Annotated in this window: 26 protein-coding genes and 1 riboswitch; of the genes, 18 read left to right on the top strand and 8 right to left on the bottom strand. The window is 51.7% G+C overall.

Annotated elements, in window-relative coordinates; translation table 11 throughout:
* The first annotated feature begins 67 nt into the window (after positions 1-67).
* Positions 68-751, top strand: a complete 684-nt coding sequence (locus tag MKX70_RS00815) for a YjjG family noncanonical pyrimidine nucleotidase (RefSeq protein WP_340789990.1) — start codon at positions 68-70, stop codon at positions 749-751.
* 152 nt (positions 752-903) lie between these two features.
* Positions 904-1,587 carry a stalk domain-containing protein gene (locus MKX70_RS00810; protein ID WP_052415994.1) on the top strand — a complete coding sequence of 228 codons (684 nt, stop codon included), beginning with the start codon at positions 904-906 and terminating at the stop codon, positions 1,585-1,587.
* Positions 1,588-1,784: 197 nt separating this feature from the next.
* On the opposite strand, the gene MKX70_RS00805 is transcribed toward MKX70_RS00810, so the two are convergent.
* Positions 1,785-2,768: a ring-cleaving dioxygenase gene (locus MKX70_RS00805; protein WP_042232835.1), complete on the bottom strand. Its 984-nt coding sequence runs from the start codon at positions 2,766-2,768 to the stop codon at positions 1,785-1,787.
* A gap of 192 nt (positions 2,769-2,960) precedes the next feature.
* Here MKX70_RS00805 and MKX70_RS00800 point away from each other — a divergent pair, with 192 nt between their 5' ends.
* The 9 genes from MKX70_RS00800 to MKX70_RS00760 all read left to right on the top strand — a co-directional run bounded on the left by MKX70_RS00800 (position 2,961) and on the right by MKX70_RS00760 (position 9,181).
* On the top strand, positions 2,961-3,800 hold the full coding sequence (locus MKX70_RS00800; protein WP_042232838.1) for an AAC(3) family N-acetyltransferase: 840 nt from the start codon (positions 2,961-2,963) through the stop codon (positions 3,798-3,800).
* A gap of 88 nt (positions 3,801-3,888) precedes the next feature.
* A complete protein-coding gene (locus MKX70_RS00795; RefSeq protein ID WP_340839352.1) occupies positions 3,889-4,821 on the top strand; it encodes a manganese-dependent inorganic pyrophosphatase in 933 nt (310 codons plus the stop codon).
* Positions 4,822-4,989: 168 nt separating this feature from the next.
* Complete coding sequence (locus MKX70_RS00790; protein WP_156122949.1) at positions 4,990-5,565, top strand: hypothetical protein; 576 nt, start codon at positions 4,990-4,992, stop codon at positions 5,563-5,565.
* Between the two features lie 30 nt (positions 5,566-5,595).
* The gene (locus MKX70_RS00785) at positions 5,596-5,820 is read left to right on the top strand and encodes a hypothetical protein (protein WP_340789986.1); all 225 of its coding nucleotides are present in this window, start codon (positions 5,596-5,598) and stop codon (positions 5,818-5,820) included.
* A complete protein-coding gene (locus MKX70_RS00780; RefSeq protein ID WP_042232846.1) occupies positions 5,802-6,065 on the top strand; it encodes a nitroreductase family protein in 264 nt (87 codons plus the stop codon). Before MKX70_RS00785 ends, MKX70_RS00780 begins: the two co-directional genes overlap by 19 nt.
* A gap of 180 nt (positions 6,066-6,245) precedes the next feature.
* On the top strand, positions 6,246-6,947 hold the full coding sequence (locus MKX70_RS00775; RefSeq protein ID WP_042232847.1) for a pirin family protein: 702 nt from the start codon (positions 6,246-6,248) through the stop codon (positions 6,945-6,947).
* A gap of 37 nt (positions 6,948-6,984) precedes the next feature.
* On the top strand, positions 6,985-7,314 hold the full coding sequence (locus MKX70_RS00770; protein ID WP_042232848.1) for a hypothetical protein: 330 nt from the start codon (positions 6,985-6,987) through the stop codon (positions 7,312-7,314).
* 182 nt (positions 7,315-7,496) lie between these two features.
* Positions 7,497-8,591, top strand: a complete 1,095-nt coding sequence (locus MKX70_RS00765; protein ID WP_340790265.1) for a Leu/Phe/Val dehydrogenase — start codon at positions 7,497-7,499, stop codon at positions 8,589-8,591.
* Between the two features lie 248 nt (positions 8,592-8,839).
* Positions 8,840-9,181 (top strand): DUF898 family protein, encoded by a 342-nt coding sequence (locus tag MKX70_RS00760; protein ID WP_340789982.1) that lies wholly within the window; start codon positions 8,840-8,842, stop codon positions 9,179-9,181.
* Positions 9,182-9,298: 117 nt separating this feature from the next.
* Here the strand turns inward: MKX70_RS00760 and MKX70_RS00755 are convergent, their stop codons facing one another.
* A complete protein-coding gene (locus MKX70_RS00755; protein WP_340789981.1) occupies positions 9,299-9,952 on the bottom strand; it encodes a peptidylprolyl isomerase in 654 nt (217 codons plus the stop codon).
* Positions 9,953-10,127: 175 nt separating this feature from the next.
* Here MKX70_RS00755 and MKX70_RS00750 point away from each other — a divergent pair, with 175 nt between their 5' ends.
* Positions 10,128-11,345: an MFS transporter gene (locus MKX70_RS00750; RefSeq protein ID WP_042232852.1), complete on the top strand. Its 1,218-nt coding sequence runs from the start codon at positions 10,128-10,130 to the stop codon at positions 11,343-11,345.
* Between the two features lie 3 nt (positions 11,346-11,348).
* Here MKX70_RS00750 and MKX70_RS00745 read toward each other — a convergent pair whose 3' ends face one another.
* The 3 genes from MKX70_RS00745 to MKX70_RS00735 all read right to left on the bottom strand — a co-directional run bounded on the left by MKX70_RS00745 (position 11,349) and on the right by MKX70_RS00735 (position 13,656).
* Complete coding sequence (locus MKX70_RS00745) at positions 11,349-12,674, bottom strand: voltage-gated chloride channel family protein (protein WP_042232853.1); 1,326 nt, start codon at positions 12,672-12,674, stop codon at positions 11,349-11,351.
* Between the two features lie 64 nt (positions 12,675-12,738).
* Positions 12,739-12,800: riboswitch (Fluoride riboswitch) on the bottom strand.
* A 49-nt stretch (positions 12,801-12,849) separates the two neighbouring features.
* Entirely contained in the window at positions 12,850-13,455 is a 606-nt protein-coding gene (locus MKX70_RS00740) for a hypothetical protein (protein ID WP_052415996.1), read from the bottom strand.
* Between the two features lie 21 nt (positions 13,456-13,476).
* On the bottom strand, positions 13,477-13,656 hold the full coding sequence (locus MKX70_RS00735; protein WP_042232854.1) for a hypothetical protein: 180 nt from the start codon (positions 13,654-13,656) through the stop codon (positions 13,477-13,479).
* Positions 13,657-13,940: 284 nt separating this feature from the next.
* On the opposite strand from MKX70_RS00735, the gene MKX70_RS00730 reads away from it, so the two are divergent.
* Together MKX70_RS00730 and MKX70_RS00725 are read left to right on the top strand one after the other, a co-directional pair.
* On the top strand, positions 13,941-15,839 hold the full coding sequence (locus MKX70_RS00730; protein ID WP_340789978.1) for an ATP-binding protein: 1,899 nt from the start codon (positions 13,941-13,943) through the stop codon (positions 15,837-15,839).
* A gap of 116 nt (positions 15,840-15,955) precedes the next feature.
* A complete protein-coding gene (locus MKX70_RS00725) occupies positions 15,956-17,872 on the top strand; it encodes a HAMP domain-containing sensor histidine kinase (protein ID WP_340789977.1) in 1,917 nt (638 codons plus the stop codon).
* A gap of 15 nt (positions 17,873-17,887) precedes the next feature.
* Here the strand turns inward: MKX70_RS00725 and MKX70_RS00720 are convergent, their stop codons facing one another.
* On the bottom strand, positions 17,888-18,127 hold the full coding sequence (locus tag MKX70_RS00720) for an NHLP leader peptide family RiPP precursor (RefSeq protein ID WP_039302970.1): 240 nt from the start codon (positions 18,125-18,127) through the stop codon (positions 17,888-17,890).
* A gap of 83 nt (positions 18,128-18,210) precedes the next feature.
* Positions 18,211-19,149 (bottom strand): hypothetical protein, encoded by a 939-nt coding sequence (locus tag MKX70_RS00715; protein WP_042232856.1) that lies wholly within the window; start codon positions 19,147-19,149, stop codon positions 18,211-18,213.
* Positions 19,150-19,370: 221 nt separating this feature from the next.
* Between MKX70_RS00715 and MKX70_RS00710 the strand changes: the two genes are divergently transcribed.
* Positions 19,371-20,447, top strand: a complete 1,077-nt coding sequence (locus tag MKX70_RS00710) for a Gfo/Idh/MocA family protein (RefSeq protein WP_340839351.1) — start codon at positions 19,371-19,373, stop codon at positions 20,445-20,447.
* A gap of 306 nt (positions 20,448-20,753) precedes the next feature.
* Here MKX70_RS00710 and MKX70_RS00705 read toward each other — a convergent pair whose 3' ends face one another.
* Positions 20,754-22,685: a beta-N-acetylhexosaminidase gene (locus MKX70_RS00705; protein ID WP_340789972.1), complete on the bottom strand. Its 1,932-nt coding sequence runs from the start codon at positions 22,683-22,685 to the stop codon at positions 20,754-20,756.
* A gap of 84 nt (positions 22,686-22,769) precedes the next feature.
* Between MKX70_RS00705 and MKX70_RS00700 the strand changes: the two genes are divergently transcribed.
* From MKX70_RS00700 to MKX70_RS00690, 3 genes are all read left to right on the top strand, one after another.
* Positions 22,770-23,624: a helix-turn-helix domain-containing protein gene (locus tag MKX70_RS00700; protein WP_340789970.1), complete on the top strand. Its 855-nt coding sequence runs from the start codon at positions 22,770-22,772 to the stop codon at positions 23,622-23,624.
* A gap of 625 nt (positions 23,625-24,249) precedes the next feature.
* Positions 24,250-25,896 (top strand): sensor histidine kinase, encoded by a 1,647-nt coding sequence (locus MKX70_RS00695; protein WP_042232860.1) that lies wholly within the window; start codon positions 24,250-24,252, stop codon positions 25,894-25,896.
* 23 nt (positions 25,897-25,919) lie between these two features.
* On the top strand, positions 25,920-26,555 hold the full coding sequence (locus MKX70_RS00690) for a response regulator (protein ID WP_042210777.1): 636 nt from the start codon (positions 25,920-25,922) through the stop codon (positions 26,553-26,555).
* Positions 26,556-26,567: the final 12 nt, after the last annotated feature.

The raw sequence follows: 26,567 nt of genomic DNA, 5'->3' as shown, positions 1-26,567 counted from the left end.
TCTCGCTAAATTATATCGCAGAAGGTTATACGTTGTCGAACCGGCAAACAAGATGGAGGGAATTATTTTGAAATATGAGTGTATTTTATTTGATGCTGATGATACGCTGTTTGATTACGGTATGGCGGAGAGCCATGCCTTGTATCACGCCTTTGCACATTTTGGCCTGCCGACAGGGGCGGAGGACTATGCGTCCAGCTACAAAGCAATTAACCATTCGCTATGGAAGGATTTCGAGCAGGGTCGGATTACCTCTGCCGCGCTGCGGGTGGAGCGGTTCAACCGGCTGTTTGCTGCACATAGCCTTGAGCTGAAGCCTGAGGAATTCAGCGAAGCTTATCTGCGGTTCCTCGGTGAAGGCACGTTCCTGATTCAAGGCGCGATAGAGCTGTGCGGAGAGCTTGCCGGATGCAGGCTGGCGATTATTACGAACGGAATCAAGGATGTGCAGCAATCCAGAATCAAGGGTTCGCCGCTGAGCGAGGTGTTCGAGGCGATTATTATCTCTGAGGAGACCGGGTATCAGAAGCCGGAGACGGGGATTTTTGACTATGCTTTTGAGCGGCTTAAGATTACCGATAAAAGTAAGGTGCTGATTGTCGGTGACTCCCTGACCTCGGATATCCAGGGCGGGATCAATTATGGCATCGATACCTGCTGGTTCAACCCGCTGGAGAAGCCGGGAGATCCGGATGTGCTGCCTACCTATGAAATCCGCAGTTTAGATGAGCTGCTGGAGATTGTGCGCTAGGGTAGGGCGAAATTTGTGGCAGGCGGGTGAAGTGGAGCGCCAATTCCTCTTGAACTTAGCTTCCCGCAGGTTGAAAGATACTCCCCTGTGTTAAATATATAAGGACGCTATATTCATCCTATATTGATAACAACACACGGGAGAGGATTACTATGAACAAAAAATGGCTGATTGCCGCCGTGGTCACCGGACTTACGGTAACCGGCTCTGCAGGAGTCTATGCAGGCGCCAAGCTGCAGCAGATCAAAGCCTATCTCAACCACAGTCTCGGGATTGTGGTGGATGGCACTCCTTACTGGCTGAAGGACGGTAACGGCAAAACTCTAACGCCAATCACCTACGAAGGCACCACTTACCTGCCCATCCGTTCAATCGCGGATGCGCTGGATGTGCCGATAACTTATGATGCCGCGAATTATAAAGTGCGGATCGGTACCGGCAGTGAGGTCACTCCTTCACCGGGAACTTCACCGGGAACCTCCGCCGGCGGCGGGACTACAGCTCCGGTAGAGGGTACTGCCCGGCCGGTTAATCTGCCGAAGGATTTCCCGATTCCGCCCGATGCCCTGATTGCGACTACCCTTGATACGGATGCAAACGGCGTGAAAAAGGTTGCTTTCAGTTACTCCACACAGGAAACGCTGGACATGATGGGATTCGTATACAGTGAATATGTCCGGATTAAGCGGCTCGATAATGCCTCTGAGACCGTATCCGCCAGCACGGTCAAAATTACCGGCAGACTCGGTGGTACAAGCCCGGTATCGATCATTGGTAAAGCTTCGACTGCCCGGCCGGGCTTCAATATCTTCACCGTTACCTGGTCAGAGAGCTGACGGAGTAAGTATGCCGTCATACAGCCGTATACAGACCAAAAACTCCGGACCGCTTGTCGGCCGGAGTTTTTGCTGGGATGCTGCAGATTCAGGCGCTGCCTGGTACCCGGACTTCTGCACTCGGAGACCCTGATTGTGAGCTGACCGTGGGTCCTCTAAGCAGGATAGATGCTGTGCCCGATAGCCGGGCAGAAGCCTTAAGCCTGCTGCCGGGTATCCAGCGGCTTCAAATGGGCTTCGATCTGTACCCGTTTCGACTCCAGGAACGGCGGCAGGGCCAGGGCTTCGCCCAGATGCTCCACCTCTTCATCGGTGGCGAAGCCCGGACCATCTGTAGCCAGCTCGAACAGGATTCCATTCGGCTCGCGGAAGTACAGTGAGCGGAAGTAGAAGCGGTCGACGAATCCTGAATTGGGCAGCTGTACGGTGCGGATACGTTCGATCCACAGCTTAAGCTCTTCTTCGTTATCCACGCGGAAGGCGACATGATGCACGCCGCCCCGTCCGAGGCGCTCCTGCGGCAGATCCTTGCGTTCCTCCAGATGAATCTCGGTGCCGGACCCGCCTTCTCCGGTCTCGAACACGATGACATCCGGCTGTCCGGTTACCGGCGAAGGATAAGTGCCCGCGCGGCGGAAGCCGAGCAGATCTTCCAGAATCAGTGCTGTATGTTCGGCTGTCTCTACTGTTAGATGTGCCGGGCCCAGTCCAACAATGGCATATTCCACCGGAACGGGGCTCTTGTCCCAGGGCTTGCCGCCGGCCATACCCTGATTATGCTCATCCGAGACGAGGATAAGGCGCTGTCCCTCGTGGTCGGTGAAGGCCAGCGTCTTGCGGCCGCCGCGTTCGGTAATCTCATCGTGCTCTACACCAAACACAGTGAACCGCTGAGTCCAGAAGAGCAGCGCATCATCACTTGGTACACGGAGTGAAAGTGCAGAGATGCTGTTGTTGCCGTCGCGGTTGCGGCCGGCGTTCGGCAGCTCGAAGAAGGTAAGCTCCGTACCCGGATTCCCGGTCTCATCCCCATAGAACAGGTGATAGACAGAGACATCATCCTGGTTTACTGTTTTTTTGATCAGGCGGAGTCCGAGCACTTCTGTGTAGAATTTGTAGTTTTCCGGTGCTTTGGCTGTAATGGCGGATACATGATGAAGCCCTTTTAATGTTAAACTCATGGGAAGACCTCCTAATAAAGTTTTGCCGCTTCGTAAGCAGCAGCTATAATTTTGTGACCTTAAGCGGATATATTTGAATGTGCCGGATACTTAATGAGTATTTTTAAGTTACTATAATTTTAATAGTTAATAAGAATAAACGCAAGATGTATTTTATAATCCTATATAGTATCCAAGAAAGCGGGGTTAAACATGCATACCCAATCAAGTCTGCTGCGGCAGCTGGAGAACCTGCGAATCGATCCGCGCGGAACGCTGCTAGTCCATTCCTCCTATAAAAGCATTGGTGAAGTAGAAGGGGGGGCCGACACCGTTCTGGATGCGCTCTCCGAATATATGAAGGAAGGGCTGCTTGTCCTGCCGGCGCATACCTGGTCATATATTAACGGGTCGAATCCGAGGTTCTCTGTTCTGGAGTCTCCCGTCTGCGTAGGCATCCTGCCGGAGCTGTTCCGGAAGCGGCCGGGTGTAATCCGCTCCTGGCATCCGACCCACTCTGTAGCTGCGCTTGGCGCGGACGCGGCGGTCTTCACTGCCGGAGACCAGCGCTGGGATACGCCCTGTGCGCGCGGCTCGGTCTACGGCAAGCTGCTGGACCGCAAGGCAGAGATTATGCTGCTGGGTGTGGATCTGCGGAGAAATACCTTCATCCACGGCATTGAAGAATGGGTGGATATCCCCGGCAGAATGACGGACGGGCATGAACTGCTCTACACTGTTACACCTGAAGGGGAGGAAATCGCTGTTCCTTCACGCAGACATTCCGGACTGTCCTGGTCGCAGCACTTCTGGAAAGTGGAGCCTGTGCTGGAGGAAGGCGGCGCTCTGCGCCGGGGCAGCTTCGGGAATGCCGGGGTCATGATCTGCGGAACCGTGGAGACCACGGATATCCTGAGCCGCATGCTTGCGGATAATCCGGATTTGTTCTCGGACAATGAACCGCTAAGCGGAGGGGATGTGCCTGAAGCATTACCCAAGACGAAGTCCGGAATTCCGCAGCACCGGCCAGCCGGGGAGCGCTCCCGTCCTTAATCCGGGACCGGGTATCTGTTCATTCTGGCAAGGCTCTATCAATGTATGGTATATTATTCTCACAAAAAACAAAGTAAGGAGATTGGAAATGACAAAAACTTTGATCTTTGGACACAAAAACCCGGATACTGATACCATCTGTTCAGCAATTGCTTATGCAGCGCTCAAGAATGAACTGGGCTGGGATGCCGAGCCGGTCCGGCTGGGAGAGGTCAGCGGCGAAACTCAGTATGCGCTTGATCACTTCGGGGTACCGGCACCGCGTCTGGTGGAGAATGTTGCAGCTGAAGCGAAGCAGGTTATTCTCGTCGACCATAACGAACGTCAGCAAAGTGCGAATGATATCGATCAGGTCCGTGTGGTTGAGGTTATCGACCATCACCGGATTGCCAACTTTGAAACTGCTCATCCGCTGTACTATCGTGCAGAGCCGGTAGGCTGTACTGCAACCATCCTGAACAAGCTGTACAAAGAGAAGGGTGTAAGCATTCCGAAGGACATCGCCGGTCTGATGCTCTCCGCTATCATTTCCGACTCCCTGCTATTCAAATCGCCGACCTGCACAGATGAGGATGTTGCCGCTGCACGTGAGCTGGCTGACATTGCTGGTGTAGACGCTGACAGCTATGGCCTTGCTATGCTCAAGGCAGGTGCCGACCTAAGCGACAAGAGTATTGCCCAGCTGATCTCCCTGGATGCCAAGGAATTCAAAATGGGTGAATACAAAGTGGAGATCGCCCAGGTCAATGCTGTAGATGTGAACGATGTGCTCTCTAAGCAGGCAGAGCTGGAAACAGCCCTTACCGCGATTATCGACGACAAGGGACTTGATCTGTTCCTGTTCGTAGTTACCGATATCCTGAACAACGATTCGGTTGGACTGGCTCTGGGCCGCGTGGCCGGTGCCGTGGAGCAGGCTTATAACGTGAAGCTGGACGACAACAAAGCTGTGCTGAAGGGTGTAGTTTCCCGCAAATCACAGATCGTACCGGTGCTGACCGAAACGATTGCCAAGCTGTAACAGGCACGCCCGGAACTCATCCGGAACAGTGAATTATCCATGATTTTACATAAAACCGGCTGCAGCATTCTTAAGGGGATGAAGCAACCGGTTTTATTTTACAATTGACAGCAACTCCTTCCGGTTTGGCGGGTATAATCAGCATAAGAATATTTGAGGGGGACGGGAATGATGGGGAAGATACGTAAGCTGGCGGTTTCCACTCTTGGACTGATGATTATCTCAGGAGGAACTTTGCTGTATGCTGCTGCGGGCAAAACGGATCTCTCTGTATACATAAATAACGTGCTTCAAAAGCAGCCGGGGATATCATCGGAAGGCCAGACCTATGTGCCGCTGGACCAGCTTCCTGACAATATGCATGCGATCCTGTCTCTGGATGAGTCGGCGGGGACGGTCCATATCTATAAGCCCAATGTGAACACGGTGCTGCTTGATGAAAAGGGTACTATTTTCGGCAAAGTAAGAACCTCGTCCAGCAGCACGTTCTACACACTGGTGCAGGTGGATCAGCTGAAAACGGATATTTCCGATTTGAAAATCACAATTACTGACCCGGCCGGCCAAACGGATACCGTGGACAATCAGCAGATTACGGAGAAGAAGGAGAGCTTCTGGTTCAAGTCGGCGGCGTATAATTACACCTTCACGGAGAAGGGCAGCTATACGATTCAAGTCTATTTGAAAGACGCTGCATCCAAGAAATGGTTCATCGTTTCCGAACTGCAGATATCAACCACTTAAGGTCATCATCATGAAGTAGGAGCGGGGAATATGGCAAAAACACGAAACAGCGGAGCGCCCCAATATAAGTCGTTTGGTCTTGTGCTGCAGGCATTAGTGATTCTCGCGAAAAAAGGAAGTACCTGTTCCAGCTGCGAAATCGCCGAATTGCTGTCGTCTAAAGCCACACTATTGAGGCGCATTATGGCTAATCTGACCCGTGAGCGGATTCTGGTGACCCGCGAGGCTATTCGGGCATGCCTGCTGAGAAGCTGAAGGATATTGCGCTGATAGACGGCGGGCTAATCTCCATGCAGCTTATGCTGGCAGCCAAGGCGCGAGGTTATGATACCGTACCTATGGGCGGATTCGTTCACGACAGCTTCAAGGCGCTGTTCGGGATTACAGAGCGTTATGTGCCGGTGATGCTTATTGCGCTGGGCAAGGCAGCGGTAGAGGGTCGGCCGACAGCCAGACTTCCGCTGGAAGCTGTTGCGCAATGGAACGCTTTTCAGGCCTAATTCTGAAGGATTAAGCTTCACACTATATTACTGTACCTGCTGTCTTCTGAAGAAACGGATGCCGCCCCAAGGGCCGGTGCCCGTTTCTTCTTGTTTGCAGAGCTTTCTGCTACACTGTAGGTATGCAAGACCCTGAACTTCATTAAGACAGACCATAACAGCCTTTAGGAGGAGATCACATTGATTACAGTATATCCTGCAGAGTCTGCACACCGGTTCGATCACGGCTGGCTGAAGGGCAGTCATGTCTTCTCGTTTGGCGATTTCTATGATCCTGACAATACAGCCTTCGGCCCGATGCGGGTCTGCAACGACGATACCATCTCTCCGGGAAGAGGTTTTGGTGCCCACCCGCACAGTGATATGGAGATCGTCTCCATTGTGCTGTCCGGCGTGCTGCGCCATGAGGATAACCTGGGCAATGTGGCGGAGACTTCTTTTGGCGGCATTCAGCGGATGTCAGCCGGAACGGGAGCCATTCATACGGAGCATAACCCTTCTGACAGCGAGCCGGTGCGGCTGCTGCAGCTGTGGTTCATGCCGAGTACCCGGGGAACGGCCCCTTCCTATGCGACAGGCCGCTTCGATCCGGCGAAGCTGGATGGAAGACTGCTTCCGGTAGTGGCAGCTGAAGCTTCGCCGGAGGTCGCCGGCATTGCCCAGGATATGACCATTTATCTGGGCAGAGCGCAGGCTGGCGGATTGCTTGATTTCCGGCAGGAGCCGGGCCGGCGTATCTTCATCTACTTAATCGGAGGACAAATTACGCTGAACGGGGAAGCTGTGCTGAAGCCGGGGGATTCTGCCCGGATTGAAGGGGTGAGCCATTTGGAGCTGCAGGCAGACGAGGATATGCTTGTCATGCTGATTGATCTGCCTTAAATAAGGCTTAAACCTAAATGTGGAGGAGGAATCCTTGATGGCAGAGCAGGAAAGAGTACTGGTAAAGCATTCCGTAACAGGGCGTATGCTGATCAGCAGTACAGAGGGCATAGGCTATACCTTTGATGAGCAGGGCGGGCTAACCGTGATTACCCTAACCGGAGTTCCGGCTGACAAGGGTGCGGCAGTTGCTGAACTCAAGGCTGAGCTGAATGTATTCCGTTTCGAGGAACCGGCTGGCGGGCCGGTGATTAAGCACTGGTATTATGTAGGTGAGCATCCTGTAGTATATGATGCGGCCACGGGCCGTCTGACGATAGCTGTGCAATCCGAGATCGAATACCGGCCGGACCAATACTGGGAATAGAGCTGCAAAGACATCAATCTAACTCTCTAACGCTTCGCGTGAGGTTGATGTCTGTTGCTTGCTGGATTTTGCTGAAAAAAGCTGAAAATGGGACAAAAGATATTGACAACATGTCCTGAAAGGTCTAGCTTTGTTATGAAACGTAACATGTACATAAAGTGGAGACAGGAGAAATGAATCTAATGGAATTGTTTGCGGCAATGGAGCGGGACGACTACGAGGAAGTGCTGTTTTGTCAGGATAAGGCCTCAGGCTTGAAGGCAATCATTGCTATTCATGACACAACACTGGGTCCCGCACTGGGTGGAACGAGAATGTGGACCTATGCTACAGAGGAAGAGGCGGTTGTGGACGCGCTTCGGCTGGCCAAAGGCATGACGTATAAGAATGCGGTTGCCGGGCTGAATCTGGGCGGCGGTAAGACGGTGATTATAGGCGATCCCAAAAAAGATAAAAATGAGGCGATGTTCCGCGCCTTCGGCAGATACATACAGGGCTTGAACGGCCGTTATATTACAGCCGAGGATGTAGGCACTACGGAAGAGGATATGGACATCATCCATCAGGAGACGGATTTCGTCACCGGGATCTCCGCTACCTACGGTTCATCCGGCAATCCTTCACCGGCTACAGCTTTCGGGGTATATCAGGGCATGAAGGCAGCGGCGAAGGCTGCATTCGGCAGTGATTCACTGACAGGCAGAACCGTCGCCGTGCAGGGTGTCGGCAATGTATCCTTCACACTGTGCAAATATCTTCACGAAGAAGGCGCCCGCCTGATCGTCACAGATATCAATAAAGAGGCTGTCAGCCGTGCGGTAGAGGCTTATGGTGCTACAGCGGTGGATCCGAATGAGATTATTAAGGCGGATTGTGATATCTATGCGCCATGTGCGCTTGGAGCCACGATTAATGATGAGTCCCTGCCGCTGCTGAGAGCCAAGGTTGTGGCAGGAGCCGCTAACAATCAGCTTAAAGAACCGCGCCACGGGGATGCCCTGCATGAGATGGGGATTGTCTATGCCCCTGACTATGTAATTAATGCCGGCGGCGTAATCAATATCGCCGACGAGCTGAACGGGTACCACAAGGAACGGGCATTCAAGCAAATCGCCAAAATCTACGACAGCATTACCCGCGTGCTGGAAATCTCCCAGCTGAGCGGGATTCCGGCTTATGTCGCAGCGGATCGTCTCGCAGAGGAGCGGATCTCCCTGCTGCGTAACAGCCGCAGTACCTTCCTTCGCAACGGGCAGCACGCCCTTAGCAGAAGATAAGAATAACCAGCCTGGACAGGAGCGGTGATCCAATCACCTGCATACCTCCGGCATTGCTGAATCTGTTAATCGCACGGCCCTGTTCTCCCGCTAACCAGCGGTGGGCAGGGCCGTCTTTTTGTAGCGCAGATGATTCGACAAAAGTTTGCTATTTCATACAGAATAGTGAGAAATGTAGCAGTGAGCGGCATGGAAAATAAGGAAAATAGAACCAGGAAAGATCTTGCAGGATTGAAAGGTGGATACACATGTCAGCGGTGAATATGAATGCGGCAATGAATTACGGAAGCAGGGAATCCTTTTTTGACGGGACACTTATCGAGTATATTGGCTGGTGCCTGGCGGGCTGGCTGATTACAGTCTGCACCCTCGGAATTTGCTATCCTTGGTCTGTGGTGATGATCTACCGCTGGAAGGTGGAGCATACCGTAGTTAACGGGCAGCGTCTGCGGTTTGACGGCAGTGCAGTAAGCTTGTTCGGACAATGGATCAAGTGGTTCCTGCTGTCGGTAATAACGCTGGGGATCTACAGCTTCTGGGTCATGATCAAGCTGGAGCAGTGGAGAACGAAGAATACCCATTTCCAATAATCCGCCGCATGATTTAATACGTTTTATAGGCAAAGAGCCATCGTCCGTAACCGGATGATGGCTCTTTGCTGGTGTACTTAGAGTCAGGGCAGGCCTGCGAGGCTGATTCGCAGAGCTTTATTGCACCTTTTGCGGCTCCGGGTAGGTTACGCCGAGTGTATCAACCGTAACCTTCTTCATTACCGGCGGCTGTTCGGGCCGGTCATTAGCATCACGCGGCAGATTGACAATAGCCTGTACCGTTTCCAGTCCTTCGGTAACCTTGCCGAAAGCGGCATAGTCCCCGTCGAGACTCGGATATGCAGCGGTCATAATGAAGAACTGTGAACCCGCCGTATCCATTTCCCGGCTTCTGGCCATAGACAGAACGCCTTCCGTATGCAGCAGATTGTTAGTGAAGCCGTTGTTCAAGAACTCTCCGGCGATGCTATAGCCCGGACCGCCCATCCCTGTACCGTCAGGGTCGCCGCCCTGAATCATGAAGCCGGGAATAACCCGGTGGAAGATCGTTCCGTCATAGAAGCCCTTCTGGATCAGCGAAATGAAGTTGTTGACCGTGCCCGGGGCAACCTCGGGATACAGCTCGGCCTTGATGATGGCGCCGTTATCCATTTCAATGGTAACCACCGGATGGCTGGCAGTTGCAGAAGGTACGCCTTCTGTAGCTGCAGCAGCATTATTGTTTACAGGCTTGTTGCCGCAGCCCGCCAGAATCACGAGCATCAGACACATCACCGCAAGCAGGATGACGGGTTTTCTTGTAGTAAGCATCAGTCACAATCTCTCCTTTTATCTTTGAATAATCTGGTACAGTCACCCTTGTATCATACCTTCTTTGTCCCGCTTCTTGCAAAGCCTGCCCCTTGGGCCGGGATTGGCACATTCTCCAAAGAGGGGTAGAATGGGGGGATGTGCTTCCAAGAACCACTGAAAGGATGTGTGCAGCATGAATTTTTCATGGAAGCGGAACCTGATCGTGCTCTGGGTAGGGGTTTTCTTTTGCAGTACGGCATATTCGATCTCGATTCCGTTCCTCTCCATTTTTCTTAGCGACCAGTTAGGTGTTACAAGCCATTTGGAGATCTGGTCGGGGGTCAGCTTCGGCATTACGTTTCTGGCCAGCGCGCTAATCTCGCCTTATTGGGGTTCACTTGCCGACAAATACGGCCGCAAGCCGATGCTTATCCGTTCGGGCTTCAGCCTGGCGGCCCTATATCTGATTAATTTCTTCGTGCATGATCCTTATGTATTCTTAGTCGTGCGTATCCTGCAGGGACTGCTCGCAGGGTTCGTTCCGGCAGCAATTGCTATGGTAGCGACCAACACACCGGAGGATAAGACTGGCTATGCGCTTAGCATCATGTCTACAGCCGGAGCCACCGGCAGTATCATCGGGCCGCTCATCGGCGGTGTAGTCAGCTATTATTCCAGCAATCGCATTGCGTTCCTGTTCTCGGCTGTTATTGTGCTGGTCTCCGCGCTGATCGCCACCTTCTTCGCCAAGGAAGAGAACTTCGACCGTTCAGCCCCGCGTTCCAGGGTACGGGATGATATCCGGGAAGCCGGCCAGAACCGGGCATTTATCACCCTGCTTCTGCTGGCGGGCATCAGTACCTTCTCCGTCATGATTCTGGAGCCGCTGCTGCCGATCTATCTGCTGGACATGGGGATTTCGCGCAGCAGCGCCTCGCTTAGCTCCGGAATCGTTTTCTCTGCAGTCGGCATCGCTACCGTAATTATGGCACCGCAGTGGGGAAGAATCGGCAGCCGCAAAGGCTATGGCTTTATTCTCTTCATCGGGCTAATCGGTGGAGGCATCGGGAATATTCTGCAGTATTTTGTATCAGGTTATGTAGAGTTTGCTATTCTTCGGTTTGCCTACGGCTTGTTCTATGCCGGTGTGCTTCCTTCCGTGAACGCGATGATAGTCCAGGTTATTGAACCGGGATTTCGCGGGCGGGCCTTCGGGCTGAATCAGGCGGCCAGCCAGCTGGCAACGATGGCGGGCCCGATTATCGGCGGTCTGCTCGGAGCCTTCCTGCCGATCCGCTGGGTATTTGTCATTAACGGCATCATGCTGCTTGTAGCAGCTGTGCTCGTGAAGACACACAAGCTGGAATCGAAGGTGAATGCTGCCCACGCAGGAATCCAGGTGACACCCTGAGAATTAACTGCCGCCGTTTGTTTTCTTGTGAAGATCTTTGACGGCGGCCAGCGTTGTTCCTTCAGGAACAGGGAGCAGTGCGCTTTTGGAGATGCCGATGAGCTGGGAGCTGTATATGCCGCTGTGTCCGGAGAACAAATAGCTGATTACGCAGGCGATGAACATATATACCGCTCCGCCGGAACCGAACAGTTCAATGCCCATAATGAAGCAGGCAAGCGGTGTATTGGTTGCTCCGCAGAAGACGGCGATGAACCCGAGCGAAGCCAGAAAAGGTCCATAGAGATGAAGCAAGCCGGCCAGACTGTTCCCCAGCGTGGCTCCGATGGCAAATAGCGGCGTCACTTCACCGCCCTGGAATCCGGTCCCCAAGGTGAAGGCTGTGAAGATGAGCTTCCATAGAAAGGCGAAAGGATGTACGTCTGCTTCGAAGGAGCTGCTGATCAGCGGGATGCCCAGACCGAGATAATCTCTGGTACCTGCAATATAGACCAAGGCGATAATGATCAGTCCGCCGAGGGCGCTTTTGAGCATAGGATTACGGATAATGGCTGTGAAGCTCCGCTTCAGATAATGGGTGAGCTCGCTGAACAGCAGGCTGACCAGACCGAATACAATAGAGGCCGCGATGACCTTGACCAGCACCAGCGCGTCCATGCCGGGAAAGACATCCACCTTATAGTGGATATGGTGAACGTCCCACAAGCGGGAAGCCACTAGGTCGCCGGTGAAGCTGGCAACAAAACAGGGCAGCAGTGCCTTGTGGCTGATCAGGCCTATGGCGATAACCTCCAGACCGAAGACTGTCCCAGCCAGCGGAGTCCCGAAGATCGAGCCGAAGCCGCCGCTGATTCCGCACATCAGCAGTATTTTCCGGTCAAGCGGATTGATTCGGATCCATCTTCCAAGCGCATCGGCCAGACTGCCGCCCATCTGCACTGCCGTTCCTTCACGTCCGGCAGAACCGCCGAAGAGATGAGTAATCAGGGTCCCAATAAGGACCAGAGGCGCCATTCGTAGCGGAATGGCTTCATTCCCCTGCTGAATCTGCTCCAGAATCAGATTGTTCCCCTTTGCGCTATTCTTGCCGAACCGCATATACATACCGCTTACCAGAGCGCCCCCCACAGGCAGCAGGAACAGTAGCCAGCCATGCTCCACCCGGACCTTGGTTACGGCATCCAGGCTTTTCAGGAAAATAGCCGAGGCACTCCCCGACAATAGTCCAACCCATCCTCCCAGCACCACCCATTTCACAAATGTACTCCAAAGAGCGAGCTGGCTCTGCCGCGCTGCAAGCTCCACCCACCGTGCATACTTCCTCTTCATCCTGCTATGCCCCCGTATCCCTAGTCTATTCCCTGAAAATAAACAGACTCCTACCAGCGAGTAGTCACTGGTAGGAGTCATTAGTCCCGAAGGACGGTTATGGCGAACTCCATCGCCGTATTGAATGCAATTATAGTAAGGTTATTTCGTTCAAAAGTCAATACAGTTCTGCCGCTTATTCCTCTTCGCCGCTCGAGCCGTTCAGCACATCGGTACCGGGCATAGCATCGGGGTCCGGGGAGACCGGGTCAATGGGGCTTTCGGGATCAAGATCGTCGGCATCCGGAATATCCTCCAGCGGAAGCTCTTCCTCTTCCTCCAGCAGCTCCTCCTCCTCCGCATAATCAATTACATTGCCGGTCAGGCCTGCCGCGCCGGCAGCGTACAGTGCATCCGATTCCAGGAGCTCGTCCCGTTCCGGCGCCGGAGTCCCTGCCTGTGGGGGAGTCCGGTCCGCCCGCGGGCCCAGCCCGGAATCGGGCACATTCAGTCCGATGTCGGCAGCCAGAATATTATCGCCGACCAGTGCCGGATCTGAACCGTCGTCCACTACACCGTCGAAATCTATGGGTGTGAAATTAGCGGGATCATGGCTGGCCAGAGCAGATTCAAGCGGCCGGTTCCCGGCAGTGTCCACTTCGTCGCTTGGACTTTGTTCGGTAATCGTACCGAGCGGACGCAATTCTTCCAGCGGAATATCCTGTTCCGGGGAAACGCCGCCCATTTTGGTATAACGCTCGTACGCAAAGTCGGCTTCGGTCTTATTGAATTCATTGCCCATTGCTGTTCAGCTCCCTTTATTTTAAGTCTGCCCCTCTTTGGGGACAGCATGATTAACCGCCGCTTTCTGATCCTTGTCGGGAAGTGCGCCGGGATAGGTTGCTTCCTGGAACAGTCCGGAGTCTTCATCAATATCCCGCTCGGTAATCAGGTCCTCACGGTCTTGTTCTTCACCATCAGCGGGTTTCTTATGAGTGTCCATCGCGAGCCTCCTTTACCTTTACCTATAGTAATTGTATACCCTTTAAACCGGCGGCGAATCTATTCGGCAGCCAGGCAGGTAGCCATCTGCTTAATATATTCAATCCTCCCGTGGAATAACCACATTTAGCGTGTAAATATAAGAATGCATAAGCTTCACAAGCTAACTTAGCTTCTATTTTTCGAGGTTTTTTGCAGGATAAGGCAGGTATAGTGCGAACGTTGTCGAAAATAAGAATCATATGAACTACATAAATACAACTAAGGATTCACTGGGGTGCCACAATGAAGTTGCCTTCAACTAAAACAGCAGCCGCACTAATTATGCTGCTGCTCGTAATTTCCATAATCCTGGTTGGCATTGCCATGGAATGGGGCGGACATAAAGAAGTAGCCTTACCGGCATGGCAGCTTAAATGGGAACATGCAGCTATACATGATATCCAGGAGGCGATGGCTGCTCCTTCCGGGGAGTGGAGGACCGTGCAGGCGCGGGCAGACAAGCCGCAACCGCCTGCAGAAGCGGATTCAGTCTGGCTGCGGTTTTCTTTGCCGCAGACAGAGGCGAATTCAGCACTCCTGATCGACAAAGTATACGGCGACAGCCTTAAGGCATATATAGACCACCGGCTCATCTATGATTCCAGTGAGGTGATCAATTACAGCGGCAACAAGGTGCTGATTCCGCTATCCGGGGAGGACAGTGCCAAGCAGCTGTATCTATGGAGTGCCGGCGGCGGCAGAGATTTCGGCATCGGGGGTAAGGTCAGGGTAGGCAGCTACGACAAGCTGCTGTCCTTCTATGTGAAGCAGGATCTGGTGGATATTGTCATTGGAGCGGCGCTGATATTTATGGGCGGAGCGCTGATGATCTGTCTGTTCTTCCTTAAACCGGAATTTTTCACAGGCGGATTTTTTCTGATTCTGGTCATTATATCTTTTGGTGTGCTGCTGATTACGTATTCCCCGTTTCTGCGGCTGATCGTGAACAGCCAGGAGCGGCTTACGGGAATCTGCTTCGATCTGGCGCTCTTCACACTTTTGCCGGCGTTTACGATCTACTTTGAACAATTATTTGGACCCGGCAAGCGGGGATATACCACCCGGCTGCGCAATGTTCAGCTGGCTTACTCCTTGTTCTGCCTGGGGGCGCTTGCTCTGAATGCTGTGCTCTCTTTCCGGCTCGACTATCTGTACTCCTTCCTGACCATCAATGTTACAGGTGTGCTGATTATGGCGCAGTTTGTTTATTTGCTGTATATGTCGCTGACTTATGCCCTCAGAGGCAATAAAGATGCTGTGATTTTCTCGGTGGGGTTCTCTGTCTTTGCCTTCCTGTCCCTGAGTGAGCTGCTGATCTATTATTTCTCTTCGGAGAGGTATCATCTGTATTGGTGGAAATGGGGAATGGTTCTGTTCGTTATTTCCCTGATTGTTATTCTGGGAAGACGGTTTGCGGGGAGTCATGAGCAGGCTTTGGAATACTCCAGGGAACTGGAGAAGTTCAATAATGATCTTCAGCGGTCGGAGAAAATGGAGATTATCAGTGAACTCGCGGCCTCGGTTGCCCATGAGGTACGGAATCCTCTGCAGGTAACCCGCGGTTTCCTGCAGATTCTGGGAGAACGCTCCGCACAGAAGGAGAAGGAGTATCTGCAGATGGCCATGGAGGAGCTGGACAGAGCCTCGGTCATCATTACAGACTTTTTGACGTTCGCTAAACCTGGTATGGATACGGTAGATGTATTTGAAGTCTCCGGAGAGCTGAAGCATGTGTCAGGTATTCTGGTGCCCCTCGCCAATCTGCAGGGTGGAGCCATTGAACTGCATCTGCAGGAGGATCTTCAAGTCTCGGGCAGCCCGGCCAAATTCAAGCAAGCGTTCATTAACCTGATCAAGAATAGCATTGAGTCCTTGCAGGAGGAAGGCCTGATTGTAGTAACTGCTTGGAAGACAGGCGGACATGTGGTCATCAGTGTGCAGGATAACGGCGAAGGCATGAAGGTCAGTGAGCTGGCCCGGCTCGGTGAACCGTATTATTCTAATAAGAAGAAGGGAACGGGGCTTGGCCTCATGGTTACTTTCCGGATTATTGAAGCGATGAATGGTTCCATAGAGTTTCAGAGCAGGAAGAATGAGGGGACAGAGGTTATTGTTAAATTACCAGCTAGCGGAAATAATTAGGAATTATTTTTGTTTATCCCGTTTTTTTGAAGGGATGGGCGGAGGGTGAAGCGAAATACTAACATTAACAGAACTTTGTTTCTGAAACTTTCTTCTGAGGTGTTTGCATGTCTTTGATGTTCAAAAGTTTACATATATCGTTGGTGCTGTTTCTGCTCTCAGTAGCCTGTGGGCCGTTTCTGGTGTCCGCGCAAAGTTACTATCCTGCCAGCGAGATCAGCCATTGGCAGATGAAGTGGCAGGAGGGGCCGGGAGACAGCGGGCGTAAGATTCCTCTGACGGACACGGAGGGATGGATGGAGATCGAAGCGAGGACTGACATGCCTCAGCTGCCTTCCGGGGTATCCTCCGCCTGGACGAAGATAACACTGCCCTCATATAGCTATGCAGCCCCTTCTGTCTATATTGATGCGATCTATGCCCTGCATGTCAGAGTGTATGTAGAAGAACGGCTGATTTTCGAGAGTGACCGCAACTTTATCAAGGATAATTATTCACTGCTTGTGCCTCTGGATATGAGGGACAACGGTAAAATAATGTATATTTGGACGGAAACCCTGAAGGACCGGATCGGAATCAAGGATAAGATCGTGGTCGGTGAGCATAGTGTTCTGATTAAGGATTATATTAAAAATGGACTTATCGATGTGATCCTGGGCGGCGCCTTTGTGTTCGTGGCGGTGGTCCTGTTTGTCTGCTCATTTTATCTGAACAAGGAGTACTTCCCGGTAGCAGCTTCTTTAGCCATAGTGATAGCCTCCACCGGAGTGCTGTCTATTACCTACTCTCCGTTTACATATACCTTCTACAGTTATCTGGGACCGGTCAGCGTGGTGTTCTTTGACGTGGCACTGTTGTCGCTGTTGCCTTCACTGACCTTTTTGTTTGAGAAAATATTCGGCGGCGGCAAATTTGGCATCATCCGCTCGTTCCGCAAATTCGAGTCCTGCTACTCCCTTTTTTGCATCCTCTGTCTGATTGTTAATACGCTCTCCGGCGACAGGATTATAGAATTCTACTATTTTGTCTCGACTAAGATTCTTGGGATCATCATGATCCTGCAATTCATTCTGCTAATCGCCTGTGTGATCATATTCTCCCTGAAGCGTAATAAGGATGCCATCATTTTTGCCATTGGTTTCGGTACTGCGGCATTAACCGGGGTCTCGGAGCTGGTCTGGTATTATGTTAAGGGCGGAAATTATGACCTGTTCTACTGGAAATGGGCGCTGGTTGTATTCATTCTGTCGCTGATCGTCATCCTGGGCCGGCGGCTGGCACAGAACCATCAGCAGGTGGTGAAATATTCGCGTGAGCTGGAGCTGTTCAACAATGAACTGCAGCGTTCGGAGAAAATGGAGATTATCAGCGAGCTTGCGGCGTCTGTAGCCCATGAGGTGCGCAACCCGCTTCAGGTCACCCGGGGGTTCCTCCAGCTGCTCAGCGAGAAGTCGAATGGCGATGAGCGGAGATATCTGTTCATGGCACTCAGTGAACTGGACCGTGCAGCGAGTATTATCACGGATTTCCTGACCTTTGCCAAACCGGAGTTTGAGCAGGTTTCCCTGCTTAACGTGAACGATGAATTCAAGCATATCCAGAGCATACTCTTGCCGCTGTGCCATTTAAATGGAGGCAAAATGATTCTGGATGTTGAGGATTGCTTATGGGTTAAGGGCAACTCGTCCAAATTCAAGCAGGCGCTGATCAATATTATCAAGAATAGCATCGAATCACTGGGAGAAGACGGCGCGATCCACCTGCGGGCCTATGGTAAAGGGGATAAAGTATATATTCATATTAAGGATAACGGGGTGGGAATGGAGCCTGCGGTCCTCAGCCGGCTGGGTGAACCGTATTTCTCTTCCAACAAAACAAAAGGTACGGGTCTTGGACTGATGGTTACCTTCCGTATTATCGAGGCGATGGAGGGTGAAATCCGCTTCATGAGCAAAAAAGGAGCCGGAACCGAATCCATCACCATTCTGCCGCGTGCAGAAGGTCCGGATGATTCCAACTCCCTATTAGCTTAATTTCATTAATGAAAGTTACCAGATGCCGAGCGCAGAGACATTAGTCTTCATCATTCCGGAAGCCGGACTCGGAGGAATAACGAGATAGAACTCATTGGAGCCTTCCTCTACTGTCTTCAGTGTAATGTTATCAGGAAGGGTAATGCCGAGCACTTCTTTGAGGGCTGCTTTCGGATCTGTGAGTAGTCTCTGTTTGAAACTTGGATCTTCCCAGGCCTTCTGAATCACTTGATTCTTAAGAATTGCGTCTGACAATACAATCACCCTTTCAAAATGGTTATATTTTCCTGATAAGCATAACATAGGCCAATCTATAATTCTATTGCTTTTTGTATATTTTATAAAATATTCATATTTTTGGTTAACCAATAATTGAGCCCTCCGCTTTGCAATAATTGCTTCTCGGCTTCGATCGCTGCGGCCATATGCTGCAGGTTCTTCACCAGCACCTGATGGAAGGATAGCAGATGGGGAAGCTCCAGCGTGAAGGCTTCAAGTGTGCTGTGATTAACCAGAGCTGTCCCTGCATACGTAGCAAGTCCGCCTGTTGTAAAAATAAAATCCTTCACCGATGATTTAGTGAGCGGTACTCCGTCATCCTCCCCATAGCAGCGTGCCAGAGATAGCAGGCAATTGTAATTTCCCTCCTCCAAATCCTGTTCCCAATCCTCATAGTCGTCAAGCATCTGCAAGGTCAGCAGTACGCCATGAATCATCTCTTCGGCTTCGGTTATCAGGTGGGCTTGGTCTGAGAGCAGCAGTGCCGCCGTGCTGGTAAGCTTAAGCGGACTGGCTTTATGGGAGATGCGGAGGCGATCCCTCAGGAAATAATCTCCGCCGGCTTCACCGCTTACACTGTCTGCCCACTCCGAGATATAACGGCCAAAGTATGACCAGAACGGGGAATCTGCCGGGAACAGCGGACGGTAAATATTCAGAAACTCGACATAGAGCAGATTGGCCAGCGGCAGTGCCTGTGCAGCGGAGAGCTCATTACTGTCCATCAGATCATCCTGGAGGAAAAAGTAGAGCATAAAGAAGACATTGCCGACCGACATTTGACGGGTCAGGGGGATACTCAGGCCGCATCTGTCCTGCAGCCAGAAGGGGAGAAGATAACATATGTAATTTTTGTGGCTTCCTGCCCTAAATACGTTAAACTGATCAAGATAGGCCAGGCCTTGAGCATTAAGCGGTTCGGGAAACGCTGAGATAACCGTGCAGCTCTCCTGAAAAACCAGGCGGAGCTCGTCCTCGTAATCATGAAGCCAATCCATGGGCTTGTCTCCTGTCAACAATGTATTGTTCTTCTACTATTAGGAAAAAAGTGGGTATTTGTCATGATTATAGTCCTAGATTCAGCCTATTTCAATCCAATTTTGGAAATGAGGTCTCTGGGGTTCTAACGGACTATTTAAATGGAGAGATTCCAGACCGGGAGAAGGCTGGAACAACGGAATAACATTATGTGAGCACTGCAGAAAGGAAGAAGTTAAGCATGGATATTATCAGGTTCGGACTGGTGGGCGGAGGCTGGCGGGCTGAATTCTATCTGCGGATCGCCAGGGCACTTCCGGAGCGCTTTGCCGTAGGGGCAATGTACGTCCGGAATAAGGATAAAGCGGAAGCATTGAAGAGAATCTGGGGAGTAGAAGTATATACTTCCATCGATACGTTTATAGAAGCAGGCGGCTATTCCTTTGCAGTCATCTGTCTGAAGCGGGAGATCAGTAAAGACTACATTATTAGACTGGCGGCGGAAGGAATTCCGCTCCTGGCGGAAACCCCGCCGGCGCCGGATCTGGAACAGCTCACTCAGCTATGGAATGCGCTGGACCGTTCAGCCGTTATCCAGATAGCCGAGCAGTACATGTTCCAGCCGATGCATGCAGCCCGGATCAGGCTGGCCCGCTCAGGACGCCTCGGGACAATCAGTCAGGCACAGGTGTCAGCGGCCCATGGATATCACGGGATCAGCCTGATCCGGCAACTGCTGGATCTCCGCTTCGAGAATGTGAATATCCGTGCACAGCGTTTCGGTTCTTCAATTATTAACGGCCCGCAGCGCAGCGGGCCTCCGGCTGCCGAGGAGCTGGTGCAGACCGAGCAAACGCTGGCTACCCTCGATTTCGGCGGCAAGCTGGGGGTCTATGATTTCACCCGTGACCAGTATTTCTCCTGGATTCGCGCTGGCCGCGTGCTCGTCCGTGGGGAACGTGGAGAGATGATGAACGATGAGATGTCCTGGCTGCAGAGCTATGACACTCCAGTCTACAGCCAGCTGCGCCGGATCGATGCCGGCCACGGCGGGAACCTGGAGGGCTTATATCTCAGGGGAATTATGGGGGACGGGGAGTGGCTGTACCGCAATCCCTTTATTCCTGCCCGGCTAACGGAAGAAGAAATTGCTATCGCGGAGAGTCTGTACAGAATGCAGCGGCATGTAGAGGGAGGCCCTTCCTTCTACAGCCTGGCCGAAGGCAGCCAGGATCAGTATCTGGCGCTGCTGATGGAGCAGGCAGCGGCAAGCGGGGAGACCGTCATTTCAACTACTCAGCCTTGGGCGGCGGAGTGACCAACTGGCGGGTGGCGGATGGAAGAGCGGAGCAGGGAGTATCAGTATCAGGGAAGTGACGGATGTAGTGAAAAAACGAGTCCCTATCCACAAAAGTGGATAGGGACTCGTCTGCTTAGAGATACTAAAGGGTTGGGTACCGCAACCGCAATGCAGTACAACTTCGCTCAGAATTCCTGCACGAAATACAACATTCTTCGAGATATAGAACCCTTAACCGGAAATTGTCTCATTCTTACAACATTTTTTTTGCGCTTACCTGTTCTGATCACACCAAGCGAGTATATAGTCCTGGGACTAACTCTATTATTGTACTTCAGCTTCACTGAGCCTGGTTGCAAGCGCAACATACTCTCCGCGCAGGCGGACTAGCTTCGACACACTTTGCTCCAGGCCGCCGAGCCGGTTGCGCCGGGTCCATAGCTGCCGGTAATGATGAAGCAGGAGGTCCAGATCATGGATCAGCTCCTGAACGAGTGTCGCATCAATCTGCGGCGTTGCCCCGGCCATTTGTTTCTTAAGCCGGGTCAGCTGCACGGCATGCTTCACGAAGTGAACCCCGTTGCTTAGCTCTTCTGCGACAAGACCGGCATCATCGCATTCCAGGGCGAGCCCTTCAAGCTTGGCTTCTATGCCGGCGATGTAATGCTCAAGCTGCTGAAGCTGCTCTCCGGTCAGCTTCTCTGCCAGATGCACATGATCCAGACTGCTGCGCAGCAGCATGGACATTTCCGTATCATTCGGGCGGAGGGTTCCGGATTCGAAGGTGTAGTAATTACCGAGATCGAGCAGTAATTGCCCGATGGCTCCGGAGCGGTCATGGAAGATGGATGTGTTCAGGTATCCGGCAACATCCGCTTCAAGATTGCCCTCCACATTCCAGGCCAGTGCAGCCCCGTATACGAATCCGGCGTAGCTGACCGGCAGATGCTGCCAGTGGCCGAAATCGCCCCAATCTGTAATCAGGTAGCCGATTGCACCATTACGTTTGCCGTGGACTGCCGCACTGCGCAGATTAGCCAGCATATTGTCGGTCCGTCCGGTAAGTGAATTCCAGGAGCTGGTTCCCGGACAGACATAGAACGGAATCTCTGCTTCACGGAATTTCAGGGTATCCGCTTCGAAAGGATGAGCGGCGCTATAGCCCCATTCCATGGCGATAATATCCTTCGGCAGGCGGGGAATCAGCTCCGGATGCTGGATAATGATATCACCCCAGAACTGCATGGTTTTACCGCGCTCCGTAACGAGCCCGTGGATTTTCTCCAGGAAAGAGAGATAGAGCTCGCCTTTACCTTCGGGGTCGGCCTTCGCTTTGCTTTTGCCAAGCCCCAGTTCATAGGTCTCGTCACATCCGACATTGAATAGCTGCGAATGGAAGTAAGGAAGAAGGTCATCATACATTGCGCCCAGAAGCTTCAGTACTTGCGGATCTTCCGTATCGAAGGTTCCGGGATGCATAAACAGCCCATTGGGATACAGATCACTGTCATACATATGATCAGGGAGCATGAAGCCTTCGGGAATTTCGGCCAGACTATTGAATTCAGGACGGGTCAGCCAGCCCTCCATGTGGCCGAAGCTGTTCTGGTTAGGCACCAGCTCAATATATCGCTCACGGCAGTAGGCATCCAGCAGCAGAATTTCCTCACCGGTAATGGGCGTTTCCAGCTCCCAGACCTGCGGGAAAGACTCATAGGCAAATGGAACTCCTTCTATATATAGCTGTAACTGATTCAGCTTCAGATCGGACATCAGATCAATGATCCGGTACAGGGTCTCCAGCTTGGGGATTTTGTTGCGGCTGATATCGATCATGAGTCCTCTGGCGGCAAAATCCGGCTGATCACGGATAACCAGCTGGGGAATACTTCTGCCATACTGCTCCAGCAGCTGCTTCAGCGTTCCGACCGCATAATAAGCGCCCTCCGGGGAGCCATAGGCAACGGTGATTCCGTGTTCATCAATGTGAATCTCGTAGGCTCCGGCCGTCAGCAGGGCATTATAGCTGAAGGTAAAGGCGGAAACAGTGGAGGGGCGTATCCCCACCGACAGAGACAGACGGAGCTGAACCGCCTGTAAAGTAATCTGTTGAAGCTTGCGGGCTGCCGGGAGTGCGGTTTGATTCCTCTCACCGGCCAGAACAATACTCCCCCTGGCCGGAAGGAGAAACAGGCCCTGGGATACTGAGACCTGCTGGGGGTAAGGGAGCAGCTGTAAATTACGGATTTCAGGCATAGCGTGGACACCTCTTATTCATGTAGAATATGATCATCTTCATAACAACCATATCACTCCTAAACAGGTGGAGGAATGCAATGTATGCCCAAGCTCATGGATTATATGATCAGTCCCTATCCGATCCGGATTATCGATCCTAAGGTGGAAGCTTCCAGGCTCCGGCTGAAGTCGGTACGGATAGGGCAAGCGGGTCATCTGCCGGGAAGAACGCTTTTTCGTTCAGGTGTGGTGTTCGAGCACTGGGCACTAGTATACATAGTTTCGGGAGGCGGTTCGTATAGTGAGAACGGAGGCAAGGAGCAGCAGGTCCGCGAAGGGAGCCTGTTCTTTTTCCGTCCCGGTTGCAGCTACAGTTTTGGACCGCCTTCAGGAGGGTATTGGGATGAATACTATATTAATTTCGCCGGAAGCCGTGTCACGGAATGGCTGGAGACTGGAATGATAGCCGGAGGGGCTGTCTGTCAGGCGAATGCGGTACAGGGACTTACGGCCTTGTTTGAAGAAGTTCTGGGGCTAATGGACGGCGGGGCTCCCGGAGATGCGGACCGGGCGGCCTTGAAACTCGAAGAGATGCTGCTGGAATGTTCACTGTGTATCCAGGGCAATAACCGGCTCCAGCAGGCAGAACCTATGTCTCATATCCGCGAAGCGCTGAATGCATGCATCTATGAGGAGCCTGATCTGCTTGGAATCGCTGCAGGTCTGCACATCTCCATGTCCACACTCCGCCGTACGGTTCGCAGAAGCAGCGGTTACCCCTTGCATGAATATATCCACCGCCTCAAAATGGCAGAAGCCAAACATCTTCTGCTCAACACTCCCCTGCAGGTGCAGGAAATCGCGGCGATGCTTCATTATAGAGATTCCTTCTATTTCTCAAGGTTGTTTAAGAAGTATATGGGCATTTCTCCGCAGAACTGCCGCAACAACATATAAAAACCGACATAATTCTACTTTATTTTTGGATATATGTCGTAATTTGCAGATTATTGTTGACATGCGGAAAAAGACAGTGATATGATTTAGTATATATTAGCAGTTTTTTGAATAGTTCTTCTAGACTATGCCGGAGATGAAGCCATGAGAGAATATTACTGCATCAGTTGCCGCAGTCTCCATAAGGTGGACGCAAGAAATCATACCTTACGTATTCTGTCCACCGGGTATCATATCGTTGGCGAACAGCGTTACCAGATTTGCATATGCAATAGCGCCAAGCAACAAATAACCTTGCCGGCGGTGACTGATTAGACTGCAGACGACAGAATGACCATGACGGTAGTGAATATTATATAAGCAACAGCCTGTCCCTCCAGGGAGACAGGCTGTTCGTCTTGTGCAGGAAATTATTGATTGACCATGAATTCGCTTTTATTTCGAATTATGGATATAACTGAGTGCGATTTTGTAAAAAAAGTTATTTAACATGCTTTTTATTTTAAAAGTAAACGCTGTCATAAAAAACGAAACTTGTTATTGTGATTTTTCTCATGTATGATGCTTTTAAACATAGCTTAGAATAAGCTCGAATTTTCCACAAACTGGAGAATAGGGTGGTGGGATGAAAATTAAAGTAACAGCTGAAGACAGAATGATCGCATTTTACAGAACCATTTCTTTGTCCCTCACATCGTTTATGTTCCTCATGGTTCCTGCGGGGCCTTCCGTAATATACAAATCCCTACTAATCATTGTGCTATTCTTATTTGCTCAAGTATTCACTTTCTATTACCGGAGGCTTCGTGCAAGACTGCGTATTCTTAAGCTCGTTATCGGCATAGAGCTGACGGGAATCATTGTACTGACGCTATTTACAGGGGGGTATGACAGCCCGTTTAAGCTGTATGTGCTGAGTCCCGTCCTGATTGCTGCAGGAACGCTATCATTCTATTTTGTATGGAGCCTGCTTCTCGGGTATTTCGGCATCGTTGCCGCGCTATGTTATTTTCTCCCCGGTTCTTCTGGGAAATCTTTCTCCGAAATCGTGCTTGCGAACGGCAACATGTTTCTAGCCCTGGCTCTTGCGGTTATAGTTATGCAAATGGTTAATGGGATAAAGCGGCAACGGGAGGAAGCAAACGCGCGGACCAACGATACCATGGAACATATCAAGTCGCTGTATCACATCGTGGAAACATCGAGCCAGCATGATTTCATGAACATAGGCCAAGTCATTACCGACTACGTTGTAAAGCTTACCAAGCTGGAGAAGGCCTTGTTCTGGTTCGCGAAGAAGAGCGGGGAACCCGCTCCGCAGAGCCGGCAGACGGGCTGGCAGCATGAGGAAGAACGGTTTCTGTTCATGGAGCTGGAGAAGCATGAGCATGAATGGAGGCTGCAGCGGGAACCGGTATTCAAGAGTCTGCCGGGTCTTGGAGATTTCCTGCTGATGCCGGTAAGGATGAGCACACGTTTCGTCGGGATGATCGGTGTTAGGCTGGAATCCTCCGAAGGGCTGGAGGGCCGCAGATGGTATATCCAGCAGCTGATGTTCCTGTCAGAGCTGAGTGCGATTATTCTTGAGCGGCATGAGCTGGGCGTGATCGAGAACCGGCTGATCATCACGAACGAACAGAACCGGATAGCCGATGAAATGCATGACAGTGTATCGCAGAGTCTTTTTGGCATTGTATATGCTACGCATTCCCTGAAGCAGTCGTGGCGCAAAATGTCCGAAGGCGAGCTGGAGGAGCAAATTGAGCTGATCCACGATTCAGCCACCAAGGTGGCCAAGGAACTCAGGATCACCATCTACAGCCTCAGCTCCAAGAAGAGCGGCGGCCCCAGCTGGCTTGGCATGGTCCGTTCACATCTTAAGAGCCTGTCCCGGCTCAATGATGTGGAAATTGAACTAAAAATAACGGGGGATGATTTCAGTCTCCCTTATCCTTACCACAAGGCGCTCTTCCGGATTATCTCCGAAGCGACAGGCAACGCCATACGTCATGGTGCGGCCAGCCGGGTGGATGTTGAATTGTCCCTTAAGCCCAAATGGATCAGACTATCGATTATCGACGATGGCGTCGGATTCGATACGGACTTGATCTGGACCGAGTCTGAGGATAACACCGGCGGACTGGGAATGAAGAATATGCAATATTTGGCACAGTCCCTTGGCGGTGACTTCCAGTTGACCAGCAGTGAGAATGCAGGAACCAGAATTTTGATCTCCATCCCTGTCGGTGTGGCTGAACTGAAAAATGCATAAACTTTAGGCAGGAGGTCGTTCAAGTGAAAATCGTCATTGTTGATGATCACCCTTTGGTGAGAAGAGGATTGGCTGCTGTGATTTCAATGCAGTCTAATCTGGAGTTTGCCGGTGAGGCTACGAATGGCCAGGAAGCTCTTCTCGTTATAGAAGAGATACAGCCTGATCTTGTGCTGATTGACCTGAAGCTGGCCGATGAATCGGGTCTGGACATTATCAAAGCAGCACGTATACGCGGAATTGTCAGCAAGTTCATTCTGCTTACGTCCTCCGCCAGCCGGGAAGATTTCCTGAAGGCGGAAGAAGTGCTGGTAGACGGCTACGTGCTGAAGGAAGCTTTGCCGGAGGAATTGCTGTTTGCGATTCAATTGGTGCACAAAGGCAGAAAGTATTATGATCCCGGCCTGATGGAAGACAAGATGCGGATGAGCGGCAACAGTCCAACGGATGAATTGACACCGAAGGAGAAGGAAGTGTTGATTGAGCTTGGACAGGGGGCCTGCAACCGGGAGATCGCTTCCCGCTTGTTCATCAGTGAATTCACAGTCAAGAAGCATGTCAGCCAGATTCTGGCGAAGCTTCAGGTAGCGGACCGGACGCAGGCGGCATTATATGCCAATGCGGTTGGGCTTACCAAATACGAGATGTCGTACGACTAAGGTTACCTCATA

Source organism: Paenibacillus sp. FSL R7-0312, from assembly GCF_038004445.1.
Lineage (GTDB): Bacteria > Bacillota > Bacilli > Paenibacillales > Paenibacillaceae > Paenibacillus_AQ.
Note: the sequence above shows the minus strand (reverse complement) of the source record. Positions and strands in the feature narration are given on the sequence as shown.